At 48.6% G+C, this 22,513-nt stretch carries 22 protein-coding genes and 4 pseudogenes; 8 read left to right on the top strand and 18 right to left on the bottom strand.

The window, feature by feature from the left end; genetic code table 11:
- Positions 1-488: 488 nt before the first annotated feature.
- The 8 genes and pseudogenes from BRW63_RS29245 to BRW63_RS27370 all read right to left on the bottom strand — a co-directional run bounded on the left by BRW63_RS29245 (position 489) and on the right by BRW63_RS27370 (position 4,592).
- Positions 489-908: pseudogene (locus tag BRW63_RS29245) on the bottom strand (IS630 family transposase).
- A 52-nt stretch (positions 909-960) separates the two neighbouring features.
- Positions 961-1,329, bottom strand: a complete 369-nt coding sequence (locus BRW63_RS25170) for a helix-turn-helix domain-containing protein (protein WP_073075087.1) — start codon at positions 1,327-1,329, stop codon at positions 961-963.
- A 105-nt stretch (positions 1,330-1,434) separates the two neighbouring features.
- Positions 1,435-1,629, bottom strand: a complete 195-nt coding sequence (locus BRW63_RS25165; RefSeq protein WP_073075090.1) for a phosphoribulokinase — start codon at positions 1,627-1,629, stop codon at positions 1,435-1,437.
- Between the two features lie 4 nt (positions 1,630-1,633).
- Positions 1,634-1,702 (bottom strand): annotated as a pseudogene (locus BRW63_RS30195) (hypothetical protein); the annotation flags it as partial.
- 274 nt (positions 1,703-1,976) lie between these two features.
- Positions 1,977-2,264, bottom strand: coding sequence for a hypothetical protein (locus BRW63_RS25155; RefSeq protein WP_073075086.1), 288 nt, complete (start codon positions 2,262-2,264; stop codon positions 1,977-1,979).
- Between the two features lie 242 nt (positions 2,265-2,506).
- Positions 2,507-2,728, bottom strand: a complete 222-nt coding sequence (locus tag BRW63_RS25150) for a helix-turn-helix domain-containing protein (RefSeq protein WP_223257510.1) — start codon at positions 2,726-2,728, stop codon at positions 2,507-2,509.
- Positions 2,729-3,259: 531 nt separating this feature from the next.
- Positions 3,260-3,553 carry a hypothetical protein gene (locus BRW63_RS25145; protein ID WP_073075084.1) on the bottom strand — a complete coding sequence of 98 codons (294 nt, stop codon included), beginning with the start codon at positions 3,551-3,553 and terminating at the stop codon, positions 3,260-3,262.
- A pseudogene (locus BRW63_RS27370) lies at positions 3,553-4,592 on the bottom strand (IS630 family transposase). The gene BRW63_RS25145 and the pseudogene BRW63_RS27370 overlap by 1 nt, the downstream one beginning before the upstream one ends.
- Before the next feature lie 94 nt (positions 4,593-4,686).
- Here BRW63_RS27370 and BRW63_RS27365 point away from each other — a divergent pair.
- Positions 4,687-5,292, top strand: a pseudogene (locus BRW63_RS27365) (IS1 family transposase); the annotation flags it as partial.
- On the opposite strand, the gene BRW63_RS29730 reads toward BRW63_RS27365, so the two are convergent.
- On the bottom strand, positions 5,270-5,539 hold the full coding sequence (locus BRW63_RS29730; RefSeq protein ID WP_219898739.1) for a ParA family protein: 270 nt from the start codon (positions 5,537-5,539) through the stop codon (positions 5,270-5,272). The pseudogene BRW63_RS27365 and the gene BRW63_RS29730 overlap by 23 nt on opposite strands.
- A 207-nt stretch (positions 5,540-5,746) precedes the next feature.
- On the opposite strand from BRW63_RS29730, the gene BRW63_RS25115 reads away from it, so the two are divergent.
- Together BRW63_RS25115 and BRW63_RS30095 are read left to right on the top strand one after the other, a co-directional pair.
- A complete protein-coding gene (locus tag BRW63_RS25115) occupies positions 5,747-6,130 on the top strand; it encodes a hypothetical protein (RefSeq protein ID WP_073075083.1) in 384 nt (127 codons plus the stop codon).
- Between the two features lie 479 nt (positions 6,131-6,609).
- Positions 6,610-7,173: a Tc toxin subunit A-related protein gene (locus BRW63_RS30095; protein ID WP_181314504.1), complete on the top strand. Its 564-nt coding sequence runs from the start codon at positions 6,610-6,612 to the stop codon at positions 7,171-7,173.
- 177 nt (positions 7,174-7,350) lie between these two features.
- Here BRW63_RS30095 and rppB read toward each other — a convergent pair whose 3' ends face one another.
- The 9 genes from rppB to BRW63_RS25065 form a co-directional block, all read right to left on the bottom strand.
- Positions 7,351-8,715 carry a two-component system sensor histidine kinase RppB gene (gene rppB / locus BRW63_RS25105; RefSeq protein ID WP_073075082.1) on the bottom strand — a complete coding sequence of 455 codons (1,365 nt, stop codon included), beginning with the start codon at positions 8,713-8,715 and terminating at the stop codon, positions 7,351-7,353.
- A complete protein-coding gene (rppA, locus tag BRW63_RS25100) occupies positions 8,702-9,406 on the bottom strand; it encodes a two-component system response regulator RppA (protein WP_073075081.1) in 705 nt (234 codons plus the stop codon). The genes rppB and rppA overlap by 14 nt, the downstream gene beginning before the upstream one ends.
- A 150-nt stretch (positions 9,407-9,556) precedes the next feature.
- Positions 9,557-9,808 (bottom strand): hypothetical protein, encoded by a 252-nt coding sequence (locus tag BRW63_RS25095; protein WP_073075080.1) that lies wholly within the window; start codon positions 9,806-9,808, stop codon positions 9,557-9,559.
- Between the two features lie 175 nt (positions 9,809-9,983).
- Entirely contained in the window at positions 9,984-10,211 is a 228-nt protein-coding gene (locus tag BRW63_RS25090; RefSeq protein WP_073075079.1) for a hypothetical protein, read from the bottom strand.
- A 108-nt stretch (positions 10,212-10,319) separates the two neighbouring features.
- On the bottom strand, positions 10,320-10,820 hold the full coding sequence (locus tag BRW63_RS25085) for a hypothetical protein (RefSeq protein WP_073075078.1): 501 nt from the start codon (positions 10,818-10,820) through the stop codon (positions 10,320-10,322).
- 43 nt (positions 10,821-10,863) lie between these two features.
- On the bottom strand, positions 10,864-13,998 hold the full coding sequence (locus BRW63_RS25080) for an efflux RND transporter permease subunit (protein ID WP_073075077.1): 3,135 nt from the start codon (positions 13,996-13,998) through the stop codon (positions 10,864-10,866).
- Between the two features lie 10 nt (positions 13,999-14,008).
- Entirely contained in the window at positions 14,009-15,604 is a 1,596-nt protein-coding gene (locus BRW63_RS25075) for an efflux RND transporter periplasmic adaptor subunit (protein WP_223257509.1), read from the bottom strand.
- A gap of 267 nt (positions 15,605-15,871) precedes the next feature.
- A complete protein-coding gene (locus BRW63_RS25070) occupies positions 15,872-16,549 on the bottom strand; it encodes a C39 family peptidase (protein ID WP_223257508.1) in 678 nt (225 codons plus the stop codon).
- A 244-nt stretch (positions 16,550-16,793) separates the two neighbouring features.
- On the bottom strand, positions 16,794-17,495 hold the full coding sequence (locus BRW63_RS25065; RefSeq protein WP_073075074.1) for a DUF305 domain-containing protein: 702 nt from the start codon (positions 17,493-17,495) through the stop codon (positions 16,794-16,796).
- 308 nt (positions 17,496-17,803) lie between these two features.
- Here BRW63_RS25065 and BRW63_RS30090 point away from each other — a divergent pair, with 308 nt between their 5' ends.
- From BRW63_RS30090 to BRW63_RS25040, 5 genes are all read left to right on the top strand, one after another.
- Positions 17,804-18,157 carry a four-helix bundle copper-binding protein gene (locus BRW63_RS30090; protein WP_073075073.1) on the top strand — a complete coding sequence of 118 codons (354 nt, stop codon included), beginning with the start codon at positions 17,804-17,806 and terminating at the stop codon, positions 18,155-18,157.
- Between the two features lie 179 nt (positions 18,158-18,336).
- Positions 18,337-18,531 (top strand): heavy-metal-associated domain-containing protein, encoded by a 195-nt coding sequence (locus BRW63_RS25055; RefSeq protein ID WP_073075072.1) that lies wholly within the window; start codon positions 18,337-18,339, stop codon positions 18,529-18,531.
- 10 nt (positions 18,532-18,541) lie between these two features.
- On the top strand, positions 18,542-20,800 hold the full coding sequence (locus BRW63_RS25050) for a heavy metal translocating P-type ATPase (RefSeq protein ID WP_073075071.1): 2,259 nt from the start codon (positions 18,542-18,544) through the stop codon (positions 20,798-20,800).
- 153 nt (positions 20,801-20,953) lie between these two features.
- A complete protein-coding gene (locus tag BRW63_RS29725; protein ID WP_073075070.1) occupies positions 20,954-21,892 on the top strand; it encodes a cupredoxin domain-containing protein in 939 nt (312 codons plus the stop codon).
- A 119-nt stretch (positions 21,893-22,011) separates the two neighbouring features.
- Positions 22,012-22,404: a MerR family DNA-binding protein gene (locus BRW63_RS25040; RefSeq protein ID WP_073075069.1), complete on the top strand. Its 393-nt coding sequence runs from the start codon at positions 22,012-22,014 to the stop codon at positions 22,402-22,404.
- The last annotated feature ends 109 nt before the right edge of the window (positions 22,405-22,513 follow it).

Genomic DNA, 22,513 nt, shown 5'->3' with positions numbered 1-22,513 from the left:
CCCCTTGTTCAGGGGTCATTTCGCGGGTTCTCAGAACGACTTCTATTAGATTGTCCAATTGAATGGCGAGGTTGGCACTGAGTATGAATACTCATCGCAAAGGTGGGATGCTCCCCCCCGACCCATCCTCAGTCGGCAAAATAAAATACATCACGGGCTGATGCTCCAGACTGCGGTTGAGATAATGTCCGTAAATCCGATGCTGCCACTCTTTGGATGCTAGATGTAGCGACCCGCAATCATAAATCATCAAACCCGCAATCATCGCGATTTTGAACCCACATTACTGCAACTATGCGGTCGCTCAAACTCGAATTAACTGCAACTAAACCCGAATTAATTGCAACTAACCCACAATCATCTGCTCAAACCCACATTATAGCGGTTTTCAGTTCAATTAAGTACAATAACAGCGGTAGGTAAACCACCCCTCAATATCTTTTAAGGTCACAGCCTTGAGGGCATCCGTAATTCCTTGATCTAGGGCTTCACGAGACCGAGCGTAAAAACGCTTTGACTTTCGACCAGCAGTTCTCAATCGGATTAAAGTCAGGAGAATAGGGTGACAAATACACCAGTTTTGCCCCTGCTGCTTCAATCAGGTCTCAAACTCCCTCTACCCCATGAGAACTCAAGTTGTCCATGACGACACAAGCTCCTACCCATAAGTTAGGCACTAACATCTGTTCCACAAAGTATTTGAAGACATCTCCGTTGAGTCCACCCTCAAAGGTGAGTGCTGCCACCATCCCATTCAAGCTCATCGCTCCCACTAAGGTAACATTACGTCCTTTTTTGTAGGGACGTTCTCCCGTCGCCCGGTGTCCTGGCAGGGCACGAGCATAGAGCCGCGCCATCATTAAATTCACCCCTGCCTCATCGAGAAAGACTAAATCGTCTGGACGAATGTCTCGAATCTGGTCTCGATACGCTTGGCGTAATCCCTGAACTCGCTCTGTTTCAGCTTGACTGGCGTGCAGCGTTTTTTTTTCGCGTTAAGTTCAACTGTTGCAGGGTACGGCAAATGGTACTGGGACTGACCCGAATCTGAACCTGTCGGTCGAGTTGGTCACACAATTCTTGCAAGGTCGCATCGTTATCTTGTTCGACTAACTGCTCAATCAAGGGGAGTTGATTCGCTAACTTGCTGGTAAAACCGCCCGTGTGGGGTTTGGGTTCAACCGTTCCTTCGGTTTGATGACGTTTGAGCAAGAGGCGCACAAAATTGGGACTGACCTTGAATCGCTTGGCTAATTCCCGTTGCGATCCTTCTTGTTGCTCATAGGCATCCACCACTTTCTGACGCAGATCTACAGAATAAGCTTTCATCCTAAAATCCTGAGTGACAACTGCTCTACTTCTAATGTACTCCATTGAGCCGCAAACCGCTATAACTGCAACTATAAATTGAGGTGCCCAAATTCAATCACAGAGCTAGATTGGCAACCCAGCCATTAACATCTGGTCGGTTAACTCCTTCGTCCGCGCCGGATCGAGTTGCCCCCGAAATAGTAGCTTTATCTCCGCTGGTTTTGCATGAAACTGGTCTGCCAAGCCCCGCAGATCGTAACCGCGTCGCGTCAGCTTTGGCTCCACTTTCACAATCTGTAAAAATTCTTTCGCAGCCAACTTTAGTCAGTGCGTCTTGCTGAAGATCGAGGAGTTGGTCGTCAGTTGAAACACGAGCATAACCAATTAGCACGACAAAAAGTAAATAAACTCATTCATGACAAGTATATCTTGATTTTGATTTCTTTATTGGGTTACTTTATTAAGCAAATGGCGGTTTGCCATTGTGGTAAGTCGTTCTGTGACAGACTAAAGAAAACGGACGTTTTCTTTAGTCTACCTAACTCAATTTATAGTTGCAGTTAATGTGGGTTAGAGCAGATGATTGTGGGTTAGTTGCAATTAATCTGGGTTCAGTTGCAGTTAATTCGGGTTTGAGCGACCGCATAGTTGCAGTTAATGTGGGTTCAAAATCGCGATGATTGCGGGTTTGATGATTTATGATTGCGGGTCGCTACAGATAGAAGGCGTTGAATTTCCTGCTCATCCGTTAAGCCATTCAGTTCGGAGAAAAACCCGATGGCGATCGGAGCCGTTTCTTCCGCATCCGCCTCACTCACACCAGGATGCAAATACCAGAAGTCAGACCCCTGCGGATCGCGCTGCTTAATCGGATAGCCCAACTTTTGTCTCAAGGCTTCGACTCGGATCTCTGTTTCCGTAGCCGTTTTGGTACAAGTCGATTTAATAGCCATACAATTTTTGAGACGGTTGATAGGTTTGTGGACAAATTTGCAAAAATCTGTGAGTCAATTTGCACAGTAAACTATCAGCATCACCCCAAAAGATTAGGCAGCCTAAACAATTTATGTGCAGTTAGATCACCGATTGACTGCTAAAATTTGGCAAGTAAAATTAGAGACAACATCAGAAATTTGATGTCATCTAATCGCAAGATTCTGAACAACTCAATCGCTATTCTAATTAGTCAAAAACTTCAGTGAGGAAAATACTGAGTAAGTAAATCTTCTGCTCCTAGCTGCTCAAGTGTCGATTTGATTAGCTTAAGCGCGAGTTTGGAAGGGCGCGATTTTCGATTTTCCCAGCGATTGACAGTCGGGCAAGTAACTCCCAAACGTGCGGCTAGCTGCTCTTGCGTCAATTTTAGTCGCTGGCGCAAACGCACCACTAACTCAGCCATATCTTGAGTCTCATTCACGGTCTAGCTTTAACAAGTGATGTATCAAATGTAAACTTTAATTCCCCCACATCGTCATCCGTAATTACCGACTCTTTAAGTAGATAAAGCTTCTAAATATATCCGGGTGGCAATTAGATACCACTGAATAATCTAATCAAAAATCAAAACCATTAATTCTAAAAAATTCGTCCGCCACTTTTTCAGCAGCCTACGAACTGCTCACTCAACCTACTATGGCTTTCAGACTTTTCACCCTTAACCAAACCAGTTTTTCAATAACAGATTGCCTCTAGATAAATTGCAGCGAGTCGTGACAGAACACCCAACAAAGCGATCGTGATTGTTCCACTTTGCACCTAGAGAAATGCGATCAACATCCAATAGGAGTGTCTCCACTCGCTGAGGCAATCAATTGAATGGAAACATTACTGAATGCCGTCGCATCAACAGTTCGGTAGGCAACCAACCATCCTCAACGTGCAATGTTTGATGAACTCCTCCGATAACCGTTGCAGCTACTGCCAACCCATTCGCTTTTGCCCAGTTAAATCAGTCTCTAAAACCAGCAGGCGTTGCGGCATCGCTAGGTTGTGGTAGATTCCATCCCTCGACGATCGCTCGATACAGATAGCCAACCGGATTCTGGATCGCACGTCGCTGCTGCTGATGTCGTAGGTAGACAATCGCGGGCTGCACCCGATCGGGAAACTCGGAGACTGCTGTCGTTAAAGCGATCGGTAAGGGGGAGCCGGGAGAATGAGAGATTGCCTGAGCCACGGCATCAAAAAGTTCTGGGAACTTTGCGCGTTGAACGTCTGAATTCTTCCCAGAACTATACTGCATCAGGGTATAGATTGCGTATTATGAAAGGACTGAAAGCGAAGCGTTAGTAGGGAGTCTAACTCCTGCTTATGAGTCGTGTGGCATTGGTCAAGACAACTAGAAATGGCGGCTTTGAACTGAGCGAAGTCAGCATAATAGGTCGAGTACAAGCACTGCTTTTTAACAAACTTCCATAACCGCTCAATCAAATTTAAGTTGGGGGAATAAGGCGGTAGGTAGAGCAACTCAATCTGGAGCGATGCTGCAAGCTCAGTGACGAGGGCACATTTTTGATAACGGGCATTGTCCAGCACCAGGGTGATCGGGATACTCAGTCCTAACGCCGCTAGTTTTCTTAACGACTCACAAACACTCTGGGCATTGATGTAAGCATCATTTGTCACGAGGACGAGTTCGTGGGTGAGGGCATTCATCGCGGCTCAGACATTGAAGCGCTGTCGTCCTGACCCCGTTTTGACAAACAAGCGCTCGAAACCCCACAAAACCCCCAGATACGCTCCTAAAACAAAATGGGCAGCATCCCCAAAAAACACGGCTCGATTGCCGGCTTTTGCCTCTTCTAGGCGAGGCTCCAACTGGTTTTTTTATCTGCCTCTTGCGGCTCTGGGTCGGCTTTGGCGGGAAGCACGCCGACTCGTCTGCACTTCATGCCCATCCCTTGGAGAAACACTTGTACCTGGCTACGACTGCGCCGAATCCCAGTCAACGCCTCGATCTTCGCCGCTGCTTGTGCCAAGCTTTGAGGAGGATGTGCCCTGAATTGGGCTTCCAATGTGGCTTGGTGCGGCTTCAACTCACTTTGGGGTTGATAAAAGGTCAACACTTTCAGTCCAGCAATGCCCCCGGCTTGGTAGTCTTTGAGGTAACTCCGTAAGGTGTTCTGACTCACCTGTACCAGTTGAGCAATCTCCCAGTGAGGCAAACCTTGACTCTTCAAATACAAAGCTTCCATCTTGCGCTGGACTCTCGGATGGGGATGATGGAACCGTTCATAGTGCAGGGCTGCGATCTCGGCTTCGCTGAATGAGATCTCAATCAAGGGAACCTCCCGCTGTTTTCTCACGTTGTTTCTACATCAGTGAGTATACCCGAAAAGTGAAGTTTATGCCCCTACATGGTATAGGTCGCCTATGCTCCCCAATGTGAAGCAGCAGATCAGCGATATGGCGATGAATGGGAGCGGAATTCGCGATACGGCACGGGTGCTTGGGATTAGCCCAACCACCGTGATTGAAACGCTCAAAAAAAGTTCCAAGCTAAAAGCGGTGAATGAAATCGTGTTAGCCGAGCTAGAACCGCCTCAAACCATCGCTCGGCTGTGCCTTGCCGATGATTTAGATCTCGAAGCTGAAGTGGATGAAATGTGGAGTTTTGTCCAATCCAAAGATCAACAACGGTGGTTGGGGTGGGCAATTGACCATATGACAGGTCAGGTGTTGGCGTATGTGTTAGCCAATCACAAAGATCAGGCATTCGTAGCATTAAAAGCCCTGTTGGAACCATTCGGCATTATGCAGTTCTACAGCGATGGCTGGGGGGCGTATGAACGTCATCTCGCTCCTGTCTTTCACACAGTTGGAAAACGGAATACTCAGAAAATTGAGCGCAAACATCTGACGTTGAGAACCCGGATTAAGCGATTGGCACGTCAAACGATTTGCTTTTCTAAGTCGATTGTGATGCATGATGGGGTGATTGGACGGTTCATTAATCGCGTCATATTCGGATTCCCCATTTAGACACGAACAACACGTCTAGAACATTACCCACTTTCTCATTAGCAGCACTTAAGCCCACAACAGATGCTGGGAATGGATGCTCATCCTCTGCGGAAGCTGCCCACCGAGTTGCTGTACCCTGTGGATCGGCATCTACTACAAGCACTTTGTTTCCTCGTCGGGCGATCGCGCCAGCCAGTTGCATACTGACCGTAGTTTTTCCTGAACCGCCTTTCTGATTTGCTACAGCAATGATCTTGGCTGGCATGATATAAAACCTACAAACAATTTATACAGTTTTTACGGTTAAAAGCTTTTATACTATTTATTAACTCCTTACATTCTTGCATGACCGATGTCAGAAGCAAAACTGTAAAAATCGTATAAAATATTCATATTATTTTTACCATTTATACGGTTTATATTATATTGTCATTTGTCAGACACTAGCCGTGTTGCCAGAGGAAATCATTGTATGACTAGAAAGAGTATGAGATCAGCGCTTAACGCCTCTCTTGAAGCAGAAGATGAAGCGGTCAGAAATCGCTTCGAGAAAGCAGAAAGTTTACTGGGAGAGAAACCACCAGTTGGTGAACAACTCGTGGACACAGTTCCCGTAGTGAAAGAACAGTCTAAAAAGGAACGAGTAATCCGGGACAGCTTCACCTTGCCGTCCAGAGACTATGAGTTAATTACTGCTGTCCGGCAACGCTGCCTCAACTCAGCTGTCAACATAAATAAGAGCGAAGTCATCCGAGCTGGTCTTTATGCTCTTATGGAAATGTCAGAAGAAGATCTAATCGATCTAGGGAATAACCTGGAAAAAGTCAAAACAGGAAGACCAACTGAAAAACTATAAACAGTTTATATAGTTTTAACTATTGATATAGTTTTACTGATTTTACTATTTACTGAATTAGTCTCGCAGAAGTTTTGGAGTTGTCCTAATCGACTTTTACAGAACGATTGTGCCAGTTTCAACTGTAAAAGAAACGAACGTTTTCTTGCCGCTTCTGAAAACCTTTCTGGAAGACCAAAACTCCTCTGTTTTGGTGTCAAGAAAGTCGTCTATTTTTCAAAGTCAACAAACCCAGATGCGCTACGAGTTTCTTGACTCTTCCTGAACTGCTTTTCCTCTCCCTCCTATCCAGCAATGGATGCAGCCTCTTTGCAATTAATCCTGGCTGGCATGGATGATTGCAGGTTGGTTGCACCTTAATCTCGGCTCAGTTGCAACTAATGCTGGTTTGAGCGTTTTTTATAGTTGCAGCTAATCCTGGTTTGAAAAGGCGACGATTGCAGGTTTGAGCGATTAGTATTGCAGGTCGCTACAGCTACTTGCCCTTTGAAGGTGCCGGAGCCATTAGCCAATGGTTGCTGAAGCTTTTCAATGACAACAGTCCTGACTTCGGCAAATCCCTACGCCAGTTTGATTACAACACCATCACAGATGCCATTGTGCATGTTAAATACACAGCCAGAGAAGACGCAGGAGCGTTTAAGAACGGTGCAGTTGCCCATCTTCGAGACTATTTCAGTCAAGATGGAGCGACACCCTCGCTACGCATGTTCAACTTGCGACAGGAGTTTCCAACCCAATGGCAACGTTTCCTGAATCCAACCGACCCAGCAGACGGAAATGTCTTTGAGTTGGAGATGATACCAAACCTCTTTCCCGTCCGGGATGCGGAAAAGACCTTAAAGGTCAGTACAGTATGGCTACTAGCACGATGTACAGATGCAGGAGACTACAGTGTTGTTATGACCCCTCCATTGTTGGGTTCCTTGACGCAAAGGTACGTCAAGCGACATGGCCTAGGTCCGACATTCAGTCCTGATTTCGAAGTTCCCGGATACGATCCGGCGAGAAATAGCGATAGAAAGCTGTCCTCCCGACTCTGAGATGATCGATGACATCCCCAACAAACGGGTAGTTCACCGTGTCCTTGAGCCTTCTCCAATGAAAAGCTCCGGGATTCGGTCGGCATCCCACCCCAAAAAACATCCTGAAAGCGCAAGCTCAAAAAGGGGAAAGGAAACCCGTGTAAACGGCGGGTCTTAGCGCTTTTCCTGGCAGGGTCATGTCGCTTGACGTACCTTTGCGTCAAGGAACCCAACTACAGGCAGGCGTACAGTAAATGTGCTGCCCCTACCCAACTCACTCTCGACTTGAATGCTGCCAAGATGCGTTTCAGAAACCGCCCTCGCGATCGCCAGACCTAACCCAGCTCCTCCGGTTTGGCGAGAACGATCGCTACTCACCCGGTAGAAGCGATCGAAAATACGTGACTGATCGTTTAAAGCGATGCCAATGCCTGTGTCTTGAACATGAATTATTGCCTGAGATTCATCTCGCTCTAGAATCACCGTTATATCTCCACCAGGGAGAGTGTATTGCAGGGCATTGACGATCAGGTTAGAGAATAATCGGCTGAGTTGATCTTCATTCCCCATAACCCACAATGGCTCCCTGACGCGAAACTGGGTCGATAGCTGGATGGGAGCGGCAATTTCTAATACCAACAGGCTTTCCACTAAATCGTGAATGATGTCGTTGAGGCAGCAGACCTGACGGTTTTCTGCCAAAACCTTTTGATTCATTCGAGAGAGCAACAGAAGATCCTGTACCAGATGTGCCAGTCGATTGTTTTGGCGATTGACCACCCCTAATGTTTCCTGCATCTCCTCGTTTGAGAGATCATCTACATCCTGGACAGATTCGACGGTAGCGCGAATGGTAGCAATGGGAGTGCGGAGTTCGTGAGCAGCATCAGCGGTGAACTGTTGCATCTGTTGATAGGACTGATAAACGGGTCGGATTGCCAGTCCAGCCAACCACCACCCTGCACTCGCGACTAACAGCATGGAAAGGGGTAGCCCAACGGCAAGCAATAGCCGCAGTGTGGTGAGATGGTCGTCATATTCTTTCAGCGATCGCCCAATCTGCATATAGCCCCAAGCAGAGCCAGTAGCGGTCTTCAGCAATAGAGTGGTTTGGTGATAGCGCGTACCATTCCGGTGTTGCAGCGTACTCCAACCCTCTTGAGTCTCTGGAGGTGGTAACCCGTCTAGCTGACTTCCCAAACTCGCCAGCAGTTGCCCAGATTGGGTGAAGAAGCGCACGTAATAGTTGCCTTCTTGAACAATGCCGAGAGTATGTCGATGTTGAGCGTCATTTGAGCAATCAGTTCTCGCAAGACATAATCCTGGCAGGGCTTGCTTGATCGCAGGCTCAACCTGGTCAGGTTGCTTAAGTTTCGGTTCTAAGGTGTCATGCAGTGTTCCTGAAATAGATTCTAGCTCCTGCTCAACGGCGCGCCAATGAGCAACTGCTAACATCTGATGCGTGGTCAGTCCGCTCAGACTTAAGATCAGCCCCATCACCCCGGCATAACAGCCTGCAAGTTGGAGGCGGGTGCGATTGAACAGCTTATTTTGATGCATGAGGAACGTTGAATCGGTAGCCGATTCCATGAATCGTTTCAATCGGCCCGTCACACCCAGCTTCTGAAAGCTTACGGCGTAGCAGTCGAATTTGGGCGGCTACAGCGTTGCTGGTTGGTTCTGCGCCGACTTCCCAAAGCTGGTTCATGATTTGCTGACTCGTCACCACTTGGCTGGGATGCTTCATGAAATATTCCAGCGTCTGAAATTCTTTTGCGGTCAGAGGAATAGATGATCGCCGACCATTGGAGTCTTGCAGGCAAACCGCATACATACTGTAGTCAAGAGTTAGATTGCCGACTTGAAGCTGTTGGGGATGGAGTTCGGGCGATCGCCGTTGCAGCGCTCGCATTCTTGCCAAAAGTTCTGCCATGCCAAAGGGCTTGACTAAATAATCATCGGCTCCGGCATCCAGTCCGGCTACTTTATCTTCCATGCGATCTCTCGCAGTCAGCAGCAAAATAGGAAGTGGATTGTTTTGGGTGCGGATCTGTCTGCACAACTCTACGCCAGACACGCCGGGCAGCATCCAGTCCAGGATGGCTAAGGTGTAATGAACATTAGGGTTTTCGAGGTATGCCCAAGCTTCGCTGCCATCTTGCACCCAGTCCACCACATACTTTTCCCGACTTAGAACCCGATGAATCGCGGCTCCTAAATCGGGTTCATCTTCTACCAGTAACACTCGCATACGATCGCTGACCTTAACAGCTTGTTATAGATAACCCAGCCCTAGAAAAGCTTCTCCTTGGGGTTCCACACATCAATGAGATCAAGATGAAACTTTCAGCAAGTCAGTGTGGAGTAGGCGGCGCAAAGCGGTATAGGTAAGCGATGTCACCTACTGCGATTTCTGGGGTGTCTCTTGAGATTGAGAGTTATTGGGAGTTGCTGACGGCTTGCTCTGTTTAGGTTGCTGCTGGCACACCGCCCGCATATTTCGCCAAACGACATTCCGAATGTGCGTGGGATAGTTAACAACTGGCGGCGTTGAACGAGCTGCATCTCCAGTGCATCTGAATCGAGTCGCCGCAGTAGCCGGAATAGATGCTAGCAATAGCAGAGACACCGTTGTGCAAACGAGTGTTTTCATGTTTTGAAGTGACAAGCGAAAATAAAAACAGGATGAAACTTTAATAGGTTTTGAAGAGAGTTACGCAAAAACCTTGAGCCTTTATTTCTGAATGAAGAACTGCTATGGAGGTACTCATACAAAAACCTCCATAGCTCAAGAAATAGTTTCAGTTAGTTGAAAACACTGATTGAAACTATTTACCTGATGGCGCTGAATGGTTCATTCCGGGCATTTTGTTCTGGCTGTCGTTCGTCTTTTTCTCCATCATTTTTTTGCAGCACTCACAGCCGCTCATTTGCTCGGTTTGAGCAGCAGGCTTTTGATTGTCTTGAGCAAAAGCATTGCCTGCGGCGATCGCTGAAATAAAGAGCAGGGCGATCGCGCCAGCCGCCGCAACCTTAATTCCGTATAATTTGTTCATGTTTACTCCTAAGGGAATCGTTAAACAGACCGTCAAATGCTCTTTCAGAGCGGCCCTATCTCTAGCCTAAAGCTGAGGAATGAAATCAGAATGAAATGAAACTCAGTATTATTGCTTAAAGCTGAATCGCCCATTCACTTTCTCTCCATTGATGTCTGACAGAACGGCAACTTTGTAATCTCCTGCTGCGGCACCGGGGAGCATTGCCGTGTAGTGTTTTTCGCCAGCGTCGTATTTCATGTCCAGCGATTTCTGGCTGCCATCGGGTAGCTGAACTTGAGCCGTTACCTTTGCATTGGGAATGGCTTCATGGTTATCCCCTTTCTGCAAGAACAAATCTAGATGAGTTCCACTGGTCTCCTTTCCGGTCACTAGCTCTAGATGATAGGCACCAGACTCAACTACTTGTCCGCCCTGCCCGCCGTGATTTTTACCAGATGCAGATTTAGCGGCACTGACGGCAGGAGAACCACTGGTAGAAGGTTGAGTTTCCGCAGGAGCAGAAGCAGCAGGGCTACTGGCTGGGTTGGTTGCTTGATTGCCACTGCAAGCACTCAAGAATAATAGTCCGATCGTCGAAATGGTCATTACACTCAGTTTCAATTGCATAATTCTTCTCCTAGTTAATAAACAAAACTGTTGACTCAAACCGTTATGCTTTTCCTTCAATTCGCTCCATCTCTAGCTGAGAAACTTTACCGTTCTCCACAGTTGAACGTTTGGGAAATAGGTATTTGCCGAACTTGGCGTAGAGCGCAGGTAAGATCAGCAGCGTCAGGGCAGTGGAGGTGAAAAGCCCACCCAGCACAACGATCGATAAAGGTTGCAGCAACTCTTTTCCAGGACCGCCTGCAATGACCAAGGGTGCTAATCCTAACGCTGATGTAAAGGCAGTCATCAGGATCGCGTTGAGCCGTTCCATCGACCCCTGAATTAGAAGATCTTTCAACGGCATTCCAGCAGCAAACTTGGTGTTGTAGTTGTCTACCAGCAGCAAACCATTCCGAGTGGCGACCCCAAACAGCGTGACAAATCCGACGAGTGAGGCGATCGACAAGATACCTCCTGTCAGTGCTACCGCAATCACGCCACCAACCAACGCTAGCGGCAGGTTGATCATAATCATAGCGGTGGAAGCAACTGATTTAACCGAGAGATACATGATGATGGTGATGACGACGAAGGCGATCGCGCTGAACAGCAAAATGTTTTGGGATGCTCGTTCTTCGGCTTCAAATTGTCCCGCGTATTGGATATAGTAACCAGCGGGAATCCGCACCTGTTGTTTCACCTTGGTCTGAATGTCGTTCACGACCGAGCGCAAATCTCTCCCCTGGGCGTTGGCAGCCACCACAATCAAGCGAGAGACATTTTCACGATTGATCGTGTTTGGACCCGTGCCGTCCTGAACTTTTGCTACCTGCGCCAGCGGAATTTTATTGCCACTGGGCGTATCTACCATTAAGTTGCCAATGGTGGATACGCTTTGGCGGGCTTCTGGTTTTAACCACACCATCAGATCGAAGGTTTGCTGTTGCTCCAATACTTGCGACACCACTCGTCCATTTAATGCCGTCTCGATCGTTTCTGAAAGTTGCCCAATCGTTAAACCGTACCGGGCAGCGGCAACGCGATCAAACTGAATCTGAATTTGCTCGACCGGAATTTGCGGTTCAAGCTGGAGATCAACAACGCCTTCAACTGACTGCATGACATCATTCACTTGCTGTCCCAGGGTGCGGAGTTGCTCCAATTCAGTACCGAAGATTTTAACGGCGATCGCGCTTCTGACACCTGACAGCACTTCATCCATCCGGTGGGAAATAAAGCCGCCCACGTTGGGTGCTGCCCCCGGCACTTTGGCAAATTCTTGCCGCAACAGCTCCACACTAGCTTTACGGTCTTTCATGCCCATCTCGCTCAACTCCACGTCTAGGTGAGCCAGATTCACGCCTGCGGCATCAGCATCGCCCGCTGCCCGCCCAGAACGCACTTGAATGCTCTGAAAGTTGGGATTATCTTTCAGCTTATGTTCCAGCACAGAGGCAGCGCTGTTCGTCGCCTCTAACGATGAGCCAGGATAAAGCAGTAACGTATTGACCAGCGATTGTTCCTGAAATTCTGGTAGAAAGATGCGTCCGAACGACGGCACTACGATCGCCGCCGCCACTAAACTTGCCCCTGCGATGCCGAAGATAACGGTCGATCGCCGCATCGAAAACGTGAGTAACACCAGGTAAATTCTTTTGAGAAATTGAGCAACCCAGGGTTCGCGTTCAGGCAAGCGACCATAGGGCAACAAAATCGCGCACAGGGCAGGCGTGACGGTCAGAGCGACGACGCTAGAAGCCAATACTGCTGCCAAGTAGCCCACCCCCATTGGGATAAAAATGCTGCCTTCTACCCCCGTGAGTGCAAAGATGGGCGAGAAGACGACAACTGTAATAATGGTGGCTCCAAACACGGAATCTCGAACTTCCTGACAGCCCTCAAACACCACCTCCAAAACAGGGCGGGGATTGGGAGAGTATTTGTTTTCTCGTAGACAACGGTAGACGTTTTCGGCATCGACGATCGCATCATCGACCGCAGATCCGATCGCCACTGCCAAACCGCCCAGGGTCATCGTGTTCAACCCTTGTCCGAGCCAGTTGAGCGCCAGCACCCCGATCAATAAGGACAAAGGCAAAGCCGCCAAACACACCGCTAAGTTGCGCCAGTTCATCAAGAACGGAATCAGGATTAGGGCAACGATAATGCTGCCTTCGATTAATGCCTCTCGCACATTGTCGATCGACGCATCAATGTAAGTTTCTTGTCGAAACGTCGTGGTAACCTGGATGCCTTCTGGTAATCCTGCTTTCACCTCGGTCATCGCGGTTTCAACAGCGCGGGTAACGGTGGATGTATCGGCTTGCGGCTGTTTGTTGACGATCGCGACGACTGCTTTCTGAGTATTGACGCTGGCATCCCCACGCTTCACGGCTGCCCCGATTTTCACATCGGCTACATCTGTAATTCTGACAGGCGTGCCATTGTGGGCAATAATCACAGATTGCTTTAAAGCTTCAATGTCTTCGATTCGCCCGATGCCTCGAATCAATTTTTCGCGATCGGGCGTAATCAAATAACCACCTGGTGCATTCACGTTTGCCGCTGCCACTGCGTCTGATACATTTTGGAGAGATACGTTGAACGCTTGTAGTTTTTCTGGAGCCACCAGAACTTGATACTGTCGCACATCGCCACCAAATACAATGACTTGCGTGACTCCTGGCACTGCCAGCAGGCGATTTGTGACTTGCCAATCGACAGTGCGCCGCACCTCCATTAAGTCACTTGTTTTGGATGTAAAGGCGTAAGTGATGATCGTGCCAATGGGTGAACTGATGGGAGCTATCTGCGGAGTCTCAATCCCTTCTGGCAGTTTACTTTGAGCGGACTGCAACCGCTCTGTCACAAGCTGTCTGGCTTGATAAATATCGGTGCCCCAAATGAAAACGACTCGCACAACCGAAATACTGGCTGCACTAGAAGAGCGAACTGCCGAAACTCCTGGCGTGCCGTTGATCGCGCTTTCGATCGGCAACGTCACTAGCGATTCCACTTCTTCGGGCGCTAATCCCGGCGCTTCGGTTTGAATTTCAACCTGTGGGGGTGCAAAGGTAGGAAATACATCCAGAGGCATTTGAATGATGGTGCGAAAAATCCAGATGGTGATGACGATCGCGCCCAAAATTACTAACCAGCGGCGAGCGATCGCCCACTGAATGATGGAACTCAGCATGACGATTTACCTAGCGCGGTTGATGAGGATGATCTGGTGCTGCCTTTGGTGAAGGCGGCGTTGGCAGGATGCGAGCATCGTAGTCAGTTAAGCTTAGGTCATTGAGGGATTCATGACTCGTATGACCATTGGACAATGGAACGAACGCCTTGCGGTTGCGACGATTTGCCCACACCATTCCAGCCCCAAATGCACCTGCCATAATCGCTCCTCCCACAGGAATCCCAACCCACCAAGGAATTGCAGGCTGTGAGTTAGCGACTGGTGCAGAGTTCGTTTCTCCGTGATCAACAGTTGGTTTACTACCGCCGCGCAGCGATTGAGCATATAACTGGTTAGCGCGTTGAGTCACAATCCGATCGCCATCAAACAACCCGTTTTTGACCTCGATAAACTCGCCTGATTCTCTGCCTAACGTGACTTCTGTAGGTTGAAATGCAGTGCCATTTTGGACAAAGACGATCGTCTTCTTATCATTTGTTGTTACCAGTGCAGACTTAGAAATTGCTAACAATGCGGCAGGAGTACGATCGGTCAGCACCTCCAACTCCGCAAACATCCCTGGTTTCAGAACCCCATTTGGATTATCGAGCTGCGCTTTCACAGAGACTGTGCGGGTTTCGCCTTGGACGACAGAACCAACGACGCTAATTTTTCCTGTAAAAGTCCGATCAGGCAAGCTAGCAACTTTCATCTGGACTCGTTGCCCGATCTGAATACGATCGAGGTCTTTCTCATAAATGTTGGCACTTACTTGAACACTGCTGCCGTTGATGATTGTCATCACCTTTTTTCCTGCATCCTCGCCCGATTCGCCCGTGGTGGTTTCGAGATCGGCAACGGTGCCTGAAATCGGAGCCGCGATCGTGATCGTGCCATCCTGATTTGCACTTGCGCCGAGTTGTCGCAGGCGAGTTTGATAGGTTTCCCCACTTAGCTGCACTCGCGATTGAGACACTTGCACAGCAGATTCAGCCCGTTGCAGTTGTGCCGTCGCTTCCGAAACCTCTAACCGACTTGCGGCTTTGGTGAGAGCCGCTTTTGCTTCCGCCAGTTTAGTTTCTGACTCCAAGAATGTCCGGCGAGGAAGTGCGCCACTAGCAGCCAGTTCCCGGTCTTTGTCGAATCGCTCTTGAGCAAAGCTGAGTTGCGTCCGAGCTTGAGCCACGTCTGTCGCAGCAATTTTCTGTTGTTGAGCAAAGTTTTGCTGTGCCAGTCGCAAGTCTGCCTGTGCTTGTTGAGTAGAACCGATCGCTTCCGATCGACGGTCTAACGCAGTAGTTCGCAGTTCTGCCAATTCTGGGCTAGTCATGATAGCAACTGCCTGACCTTCGCTCACCTGATCTCCTGGTTGCACAAGTAGCCGCGTTACCGTTCCTCTGACTGGAGTCGTCACTTCCACCTGTTGGTTGGGCAGTGATTCAATTTGTCCAGTAGTTTTAATACCAAAGGCTAATGGTTGCCGCGCTACGGGTTCGATCTTCAAACCCAGTCGCTTTGTCGTTTCTGCATCAACCTGAATCGCATCCGCCGATTGAGCCGATTGACTTCCGCCTTTGAACTCGTCGCCGTGCCCGGCATGAGCTAGCACTTCAACTGGAGTCATTAGAACAAACAGACTGAGAAGAGTTCCAGAAAAACGACGGGCTGTTCCTGATCTGTGAGAGCAATGATGAGTCATTGAAGGTTTATTCGTTGCGAGGGGTGGGTATTAGGAGAAGGTTGGATATTTAAAGGTGGTTTCAGATTCAGTGATGGTTAGAAAACAGACCACGGATTAGAACAGGCATAATTAATGAGTATTCGCTCTAAAAGTGAAATCAGTATAAAATCTATGCCAGATTAGTTCAATAATGAGAGTTGATTTTTCCGTTTACCTTGACTGACCGAAGAACGTTGATTGTCTGGAGACGCGATGAATCCAAACATAGTCTTCTCCCTCTGGCGAACACTTACTCTGAATTAATCCATTCGAGTAGTATAAATTTTCACCAGAGGCATCCTTGTCATACCCACTAGACGACCATTCCCCATAGAGATCGTTGACGAAAAAGCCATTTGGGTCGTAGCCACGCACGACTAGAATATGACCAAAGCTAGTAAAATATCCATGAATAATGCAGGGATAACCTGACGCGATCGCCCGCCGTAAATCAGATAATTTACCCCGCATCGTAAATTCATCACGGATGCCATAAGCGGTCGCCGCCCTAGCCAAATCATCCGGCTCCCATCGGCTGAGTCCACTATTTTCCATGTAGCGGTACAGTTCATCTTCAAGTTGTCCAACGCCTGTTCTCCCCTTGATCTGGAAATACGCCATTACCATTGCAAAAGAAGTCACATTACAAGCACCCGTAGGATTTAGAGCGTTATCGAGCTGGCTCTTATGGGGAATATTCAGTACCTTTGACAAGGGCAGCCCATTGGTAATCGGGGTTGGAGTCAGTGCCACCACGTTGTTCTTGTCATTGATTACCTTAATGTGAGAACTGTAGACGTACCAGGTATTACGTTCAGGATTCCCTAACGTTGCACCCAGTAATGCCACCTTCAAATGGCTACGCTCTAATAGCTTCCAGGAGTGAATCTTAAATTCTGTCCCAGCTGAAACAGAAACTTTATCCTGTTCTCGCAACTTGGAAGAATCTTCAGTGGACTGCTTAAACGTGGTATTTTGAACAACTTTGAGTTTCATAGACCGCACATTGATTTTCTAGAAACTGAATTTTGTGGGTAGGGCTGCGATCGCCGCTTTTTAAACAAATCGCAGTCCCATCCATCCAAGACTCAACTTATTTTCCATACCAAGCTTGTTTCCACTGCTGCATCTGCTTGATTTCAGTTTTCTGAGAGGCAATAATTTCTTGAGCCAGCTTCTTGATCTCAGGACGCTTTGATTTGCTTGAAGCATCCTGCGCCATCACCACTGCGCCTTCATGATGTGGAATCATGGCGTTGAGGAACCGCAGATCAAACTGAGCATCTGCCGCACCCAAATCCATGTTCATCATCATGCCTTTCATTTGGTCTTGAGACATCGGCATGGAATGACCCATTTTTGAGTTGTAAGCGACTGGCTCTGCACTAGCTTTGGGATACCAAGCTTGCCGCCATTGCTTCATCTGGTTGATTTCTTTGTCTTGTGCTTTGAGGATACCAGCCGCCAGCTTTTGGATTTCAGGACGCTTGGACTTCTGCTGCGCTTCTTTCGCCATTTCGACGGCTCCCTGATGGTGAGGAGTCATCGCATCGACAAATCGCAGGTCAATTTCGGCATCGGCTGGGCCGAGATCCATCGACATGCTGCCGTGGTTCATGCCGTTCATATTACTGTGATCCATGCTTTGCATAGAGCCAGCATCAGTCGCAGCAGGACTAGGGGCTTGTGCTTGGTTTTGAACGGAGGTGGAGCAGGCATTCAAGAAGCTGCTGGTGGCGATCGCTCCTAGCGTCAGAGCTAGAAAACCTGTTCTTGCGAAGAAATTGTGTGACATACGTTCGTTGTGACTTAGATAAAGGGTTAAAAGAGTGATGTTGTTATTCTGAATACTCCAGTTGGCTGGAGAGTCAACTAGTCAAACTTTCTAATTCTAGAAACCATCTGAAGGCATGAGTCAACATCAAATTGGCACCTTCCCCAAGGTTGCACGTAGTTATGAAATTAGGATGAAATGGCTGTCGCTCAAAGGTGTGAATCTATCTCCCTTTCGGAGGAGAGACGTAATTACTTCAGTGCCTCCTTAGTGTGAAGCGTGGGAGCCAATCAGCTCTCACGTGTTGTTAATTCATCAGGAGGCAAATTATGGCTGCAACTCAATCTCACCAATCCCCACTTGAAACTTGCATTGAGGGTTGTTTTGACTGTCTACGAGACTGCGAGAACTGTGCGACAGCTTGTCTAGACAGTGACATGGTGCAAATGATGGCTCAGTGCATTAAGCTGTGCCGCGATTGTGCGGATACGTGCAACATCTGCGCCCGGTTCATGGCTCGCAATTCTGACCTTCACGCTCAACTGTGCGGTGTGTGTGCCGAAGCCTGCGATCGTTGTGCCGCTGAGTGCGAGAAGCATGACCATGACCACTGTAAGCGATGCGCCGAGTCTTGCCGTCGCTGTGCTGAATCCTGCCGCCAGATGGCAGCAGCAATGGCGTAAGGACTCATTCACTGACGGTGGCAAAATTCTGCAACCATTCTGCTTGTAGACAGCGGTTGCAGAATTTTACGTGATGCAGTCCTGCAAGCGCTCGTAAAACTTTTGTCGTTACCCCTTGACTCTCCAGCGTGCTAGACACTTCAAGATGGGATCAGTTGAAAATTAAGAGGGTTTGAATCATGACACTTGAATTAACCGTTCCCAACATGGCTTGTTCTGCCTGTAGCGAAACCATTACTCAAGCAGTAAAGGCGATCGATGCTACTGCTACGGTTCACGCTGATCCCAAAACCAAGCTTGTCAATGTTGAAACACAAGCCTCCGAATCTGTCATTAGGCAGGCGATCACCGATGCGGGTTATACAGTTGCATAGGAGTAGATCAATGGAAAATACGACACTCAAATTGCGAGGCATGAGTTGTGCCTCCTGCGCCAACAACATTGAAAATGCGATTCTCTCTGTGCCTGGAGTGCAAGCGTGTAGCGTCAACTTTGGGGCTGAACAAGCTGCTGTCACCTATGATTCTGGCAAAACTGATGTAGCTGAAATGCAGGAAGCGGTGGATGCTGCTGGATACTCAGCTCTACCGATGCAAGACAATGTACTGGCTCCCGAAGACGATGCAGAGCGACAAGAACGACAAGTGGAACGTCGTGAGTTGACTCGTAGAGTTTGGGTCAGCGGTACTATCAGTGCAATTTTGGTACTTGGGTCGCTACCTGCGATGACAGGCTTACCGATTCCCTTCTTTCCCATGTGGCTGCACCATCCCTGGCTTCAGCTTGTGCTGACGGCTCCAGTGCTGTTTTGGGCGGGTAGATCTTTCTTCGTGAATGCCTGGAAAGCCTTAAAGCGTCACACGGCGACGATGGATACATTGGTAGCAGTTGGAACCGGGACAGCCTATCTCTACTCCCTATTTCCTACTTTCCTTCCACAATGGTTCATCGCTCAAGGGCTGAACCCAGACGTGTACTTTGAAGCTGCTTCAGTCATCATTGCCTTGCTCTTGTTAGGAAGACTGCTGGAGAACCGGGCAAAGGGACAAACTTCGGAAGCAATCCGCAAGCTGATGGGGTTGCAGGCAAAGACAGCGCGAGTGATCCGCAAGGGTCGAGAGGTTGATGTTCCGATTGCTGAGGTAGTTTTGGGAGACGTGATTCTGGTGCGTCCGGGCGAAAAAATTCCGGTAGACGGCGAGATTGTTGAGGGTTCTTCCACGATCGATGAGGCGATGGTAACGGGCGAAAGTGTACCTACGAAAAAGCAGCCGGGTGATGAAGTGATCGGAGCCACGATTAACAAAACGGGTAGCTTTAAGTTTCGGGCAACGCGAGTCGGAAAGGATACCTTCTTAGCTCAAATTGTGAAGCTGGTGCAGCAAGCACAGGGGTCGAAAGCACCGATCCAGCGATTAGCAGATCAGGTGACCGGATGGTTTGTGCCTGCGGTGATTGCGATCGCCCTTCTCACCTTTATTATCTGGTTCAACGTCATGGGCAACGTGACGATGGCGTTGATTACCACCGTTGGGGTGCTGATTATTGCTTGCCCGTGTGCGCTGGGTCTAGCTACCCCGACTTCGATCATGGTGGGAACGGGTAAAGGTGCAGAGAACGGCATTCTGATTAAAGGGGCTGACAGTTTGGAACTGGCGCACAAACTGCAAACGATCGTCCTCGACAAAACAGGCACGATTACGCAAGGCAAACCGACCGTCACTGAATACGTCACGGTTAACGGGACAGCCCACGGTAATGAACTTAGACTGCTGCATCTAGCTGCATCGGTTGAACGCAATTCTGAGCATCCTTTAGCTGAAGCTGTCGTGCAGTACGCTCAGTCTCAGGGTGTGGAGTTGATAGACGCACGAGAGTTTGAGGCGATCGCTGGGAGTGGTGTGCAGGGCTATGTATCCGATCGATGGGTGCAGATTGGGACGCACCGTTGGATGAACGAATTGGGCATTGATACCAACGCCTTACAGCAGCAGTGGGACAAACTGGAATCCTTGGGCAAGACGGTGATCTGGCTTGCTGTGGATAACAAAGCGGAAGCAATCATGGGCATTGCCGATGCCGTAAAACCCTCTTCCGTCAATGCGATTCGTGCCTTGCAAAAGATGGGACTAGAAGTGGTGATGCTCACTGGCGACAATCAACGTACCGCTAACGTGATTGCCCGTGAGGTTGGAATTCAGCGAATCTTTGCTGAAGTTCGCCCTGACCAGAAAGTGGCAACGATTGAAACCCTTCAGTCAGAAGGCAAAGTGGTGGCAATGGTAGGTGACGGCATTAATGATGCGCCCGCTTTAGCTCAAGCTGATGTGGGAATTGCAATCGGAACGGGAACCGATGTCGCGATCGCCGCGAGTGATATCACGCTGATCTCCGGTGACTTGCAGGGCATCGTGACTGCAATCCAATTGAGCCGTTCTACTATTCGCAACATCCAGCAAAACTTGTTCTTTGCTTTCATTTATAACGTGGCAGGCATTCCAATTGCCGCAGGTGTTCTCTACCCTATCTTCGGCTGGTTGCTCAGCCCTATCGTTGCGGGTGCAGCAATGGCGTTTAGTTCTGTTTCAGTAGTGACGAACGCACTGCGCCTGCGTAACTTCCAACCTAAAACATTCAGCTAGTAGCCCAAGTGAGAGGCATCACAATGCTCAAGCAAGTGACATTTTTTGGAACGTTAGCAGGATTTGGATTTCTATTAGGTGCAATTTCAGGAACGTTGGTGTAGCTTGCGACTAAGTTGCATTCGCAGAGCCATTAATATAGGAGGAATTCAAATGGTAAACAAGACAGTAATCATTAGCAGCATCGTAACGCTAGGAGTTTTGCTAAGAGTGCCTTCTGGTAAAGCCGTTGCTCAGATGACTCATGAGAATATGCAGCCTTCTACAGAGGAGCAAACAGGGCAGTTTCGTCGAATTGATCAACCCTTATGGGTAAAAGGGGCAGTGACCGCAGGAGGCTTGGGATTAATTGGACTGGAGCTATGGTGGTTTTTGCTCAGTAAGCCGAAGTCACGCAAAGCAGCAACGCAAGGAGGTATTCAAGAAATTACAGTTACCGTCGATGGTGGCTATGAACCCAGCCAAATCGTGGTGCAAGCGGGGCAACCTGTACGGCTCAACTTCGATCGCCAAGACCCCAGCAGTTGCCTTGAAGAAGTACGGTTCCCCGACTTTCGTATCGCTCAAGCACTACCACTCAATCAAATAACCGCGATCGAGTTCACGCCTGAGAAACCTGGTCGGTATGAGTTCGCCTGCGGCATGAATATGTTCCGGGGTGTGGTGGAAGTGCAAGCGGCGACCGCGATCTCATCAGCTTCTCAACTAGCCCATCCTACTAATCACGCCGATTATTGGGTGGCTCCAGCTTCTGGCGTTGAAGCAGTGACGACACCAGCAAGAATCCAGGAGGCAACAGTTACCATCGCTAAGGGCTATCAACCTAAACGGGTCATTGTCGAGGCAGGATACCCCGTTCGCTTGCATTTCGATCGCCAGAACCCTAGCAGCTGCTACGACCAATTACTGATTCCAGAGTTTTCGATCGCTGTTGACCTCACGCCTGACAAAACGACAACTGTTGAATTCACTCCTGAGCAGCCAGGTGAGTATGAGTTTACGTGCGGTATGAAGATGAATCATGGTGTGATTGAAGTGCGAGCTTCTAACGGTTCCAACAACGGAAAGATTGCTGCTCAAGCTGCAATATGAGTCAACCAGACAATACGGTTGAGTCTTCTAAAGGGGCAGTCTCCACCCCTTTATTAACCTCTTGACTCTCCAGCCAGCTAGACACTTTACAATGGAAACATCGCATTGGTGAGGTGGTTATGCTAGTCCAAGAAGAGTTAAAACGAATTGGTTCAGTCGCGAAAAACAGTGGACTGCCGATCAAAACGATTCGCTATTATGACGAATTGGGGCTGCTCAAGACATTTGGCAGAACCGAGGGCAACTATCGGCAATTCAACTCGGATGTGTTTGGTCGCCTGCGTTTCATCAAACGCGCTCAAGGATTGGGACTGAGCTTGCTCGAAATTAAAGAGTTTCTGGAAGTGCATGATCAAGGTGACCTGCCCTGTGACCACATCAAAGTGAAACTAGGAGAAAAGCTTTCACAAATTGAGCAGCAAATTCAACAACTTCAAATTCTTAAACAAGAGTTGAGTGGACTTTTATCAGGCTGGAAGACCGTCCCTGAACATTCGGAAGACACCATATAGCAGTCCTATTTGAGTTGTAAGATCAGCCATAGCGCCGCAACTTGGGAAAATCAAACGTGTAAGACTGCAAGAATTGCACAAATAGCTGCTTGACTTGTGCAAAGGTTTC

It is taken from the genome of Phormidesmis priestleyi ULC007, from assembly GCF_001895925.1.
Taxonomy (GTDB): Bacteria; Cyanobacteriota; Cyanobacteriia; order Leptolyngbyales; family Leptolyngbyaceae; genus Phormidesmis_A; species Phormidesmis_A priestleyi_A.
This window is presented reverse-complemented; position numbering and strand designations above follow the sequence as displayed.

Bases quoted from the DNA above. Each gene is read 5' to 3' on its own strand.
- BRW63_RS25170 (WP_073075087.1), bottom strand. From the start codon at position 1,329: ATGAAAGCTTATTCTGTAGATCTGCGTCAGAAAGTGGTGGATGCCTAT.
- BRW63_RS25155 (WP_073075086.1), bottom strand. From the start codon at position 2,264: ATGGCTATTAAATCGACTTGTACCAAAACGGCTACGGAAACAGAGATC.
- BRW63_RS25145 (WP_073075084.1), bottom strand. From the start codon at position 3,553: ATGCAGTATAGTTCTGGGAAGAATTCAGACGTTCAACGCGCAAAGTTC.
- BRW63_RS29730 (WP_219898739.1), bottom strand. From the start codon at position 5,539: ATGCCAGCCAAGATCATTGCTGTAGCAAATCAGAAAGGCGGTTCAGGA.
- BRW63_RS25115 (WP_073075083.1), top strand. From the start codon at position 5,747: ATGACTAGAAAGAGTATGAGATCAGCGCTTAACGCCTCTCTTGAAGCA.
- rppB (WP_073075082.1), bottom strand. From the start codon at position 8,715: ATGCATCAAAATAAGCTGTTCAATCGCACCCGCCTCCAACTTGCAGGC.
- rppA (WP_073075081.1), bottom strand. From the start codon at position 9,406: ATGCGAGTGTTACTGGTAGAAGATGAACCCGATTTAGGAGCCGCGATT.
- BRW63_RS25095 (WP_073075080.1), bottom strand. From the start codon at position 9,808: ATGAAAACACTCGTTTGCACAACGGTGTCTCTGCTATTGCTAGCATCT.
- BRW63_RS25090 (WP_073075079.1), bottom strand. From the start codon at position 10,211: ATGAACAAATTATACGGAATTAAGGTTGCGGCGGCTGGCGCGATCGCC.
- BRW63_RS25085 (WP_073075078.1), bottom strand. From the start codon at position 10,820: ATGCAATTGAAACTGAGTGTAATGACCATTTCGACGATCGGACTATTA.
- BRW63_RS25080 (WP_073075077.1), bottom strand. From the start codon at position 13,998: ATGCTGAGTTCCATCATTCAGTGGGCGATCGCTCGCCGCTGGTTAGTA.
- BRW63_RS25075 (WP_223257509.1), bottom strand. From the start codon at position 15,604: ATGACTCCAGTTGAAGTGCTAGCTCATGCCGGGCACGGCGACGAGTTC.
- BRW63_RS25065 (WP_073075074.1), bottom strand. From the start codon at position 17,495: ATGTCACACAATTTCTTCGCAAGAACAGGTTTTCTAGCTCTGACGCTA.
- BRW63_RS30090 (WP_073075073.1), top strand. From the start codon at position 17,804: ATGGCTGCAACTCAATCTCACCAATCCCCACTTGAAACTTGCATTGAG.
- BRW63_RS25055 (WP_073075072.1), top strand. From the start codon at position 18,337: ATGACACTTGAATTAACCGTTCCCAACATGGCTTGTTCTGCCTGTAGC.
- BRW63_RS25050 (WP_073075071.1), top strand. From the start codon at position 18,542: ATGGAAAATACGACACTCAAATTGCGAGGCATGAGTTGTGCCTCCTGC.
- BRW63_RS29725 (WP_073075070.1), top strand. From the start codon at position 20,954: ATGGTAAACAAGACAGTAATCATTAGCAGCATCGTAACGCTAGGAGTT.
- BRW63_RS25040 (WP_073075069.1), top strand. From the start codon at position 22,012: ATGCTAGTCCAAGAAGAGTTAAAACGAATTGGTTCAGTCGCGAAAAAC.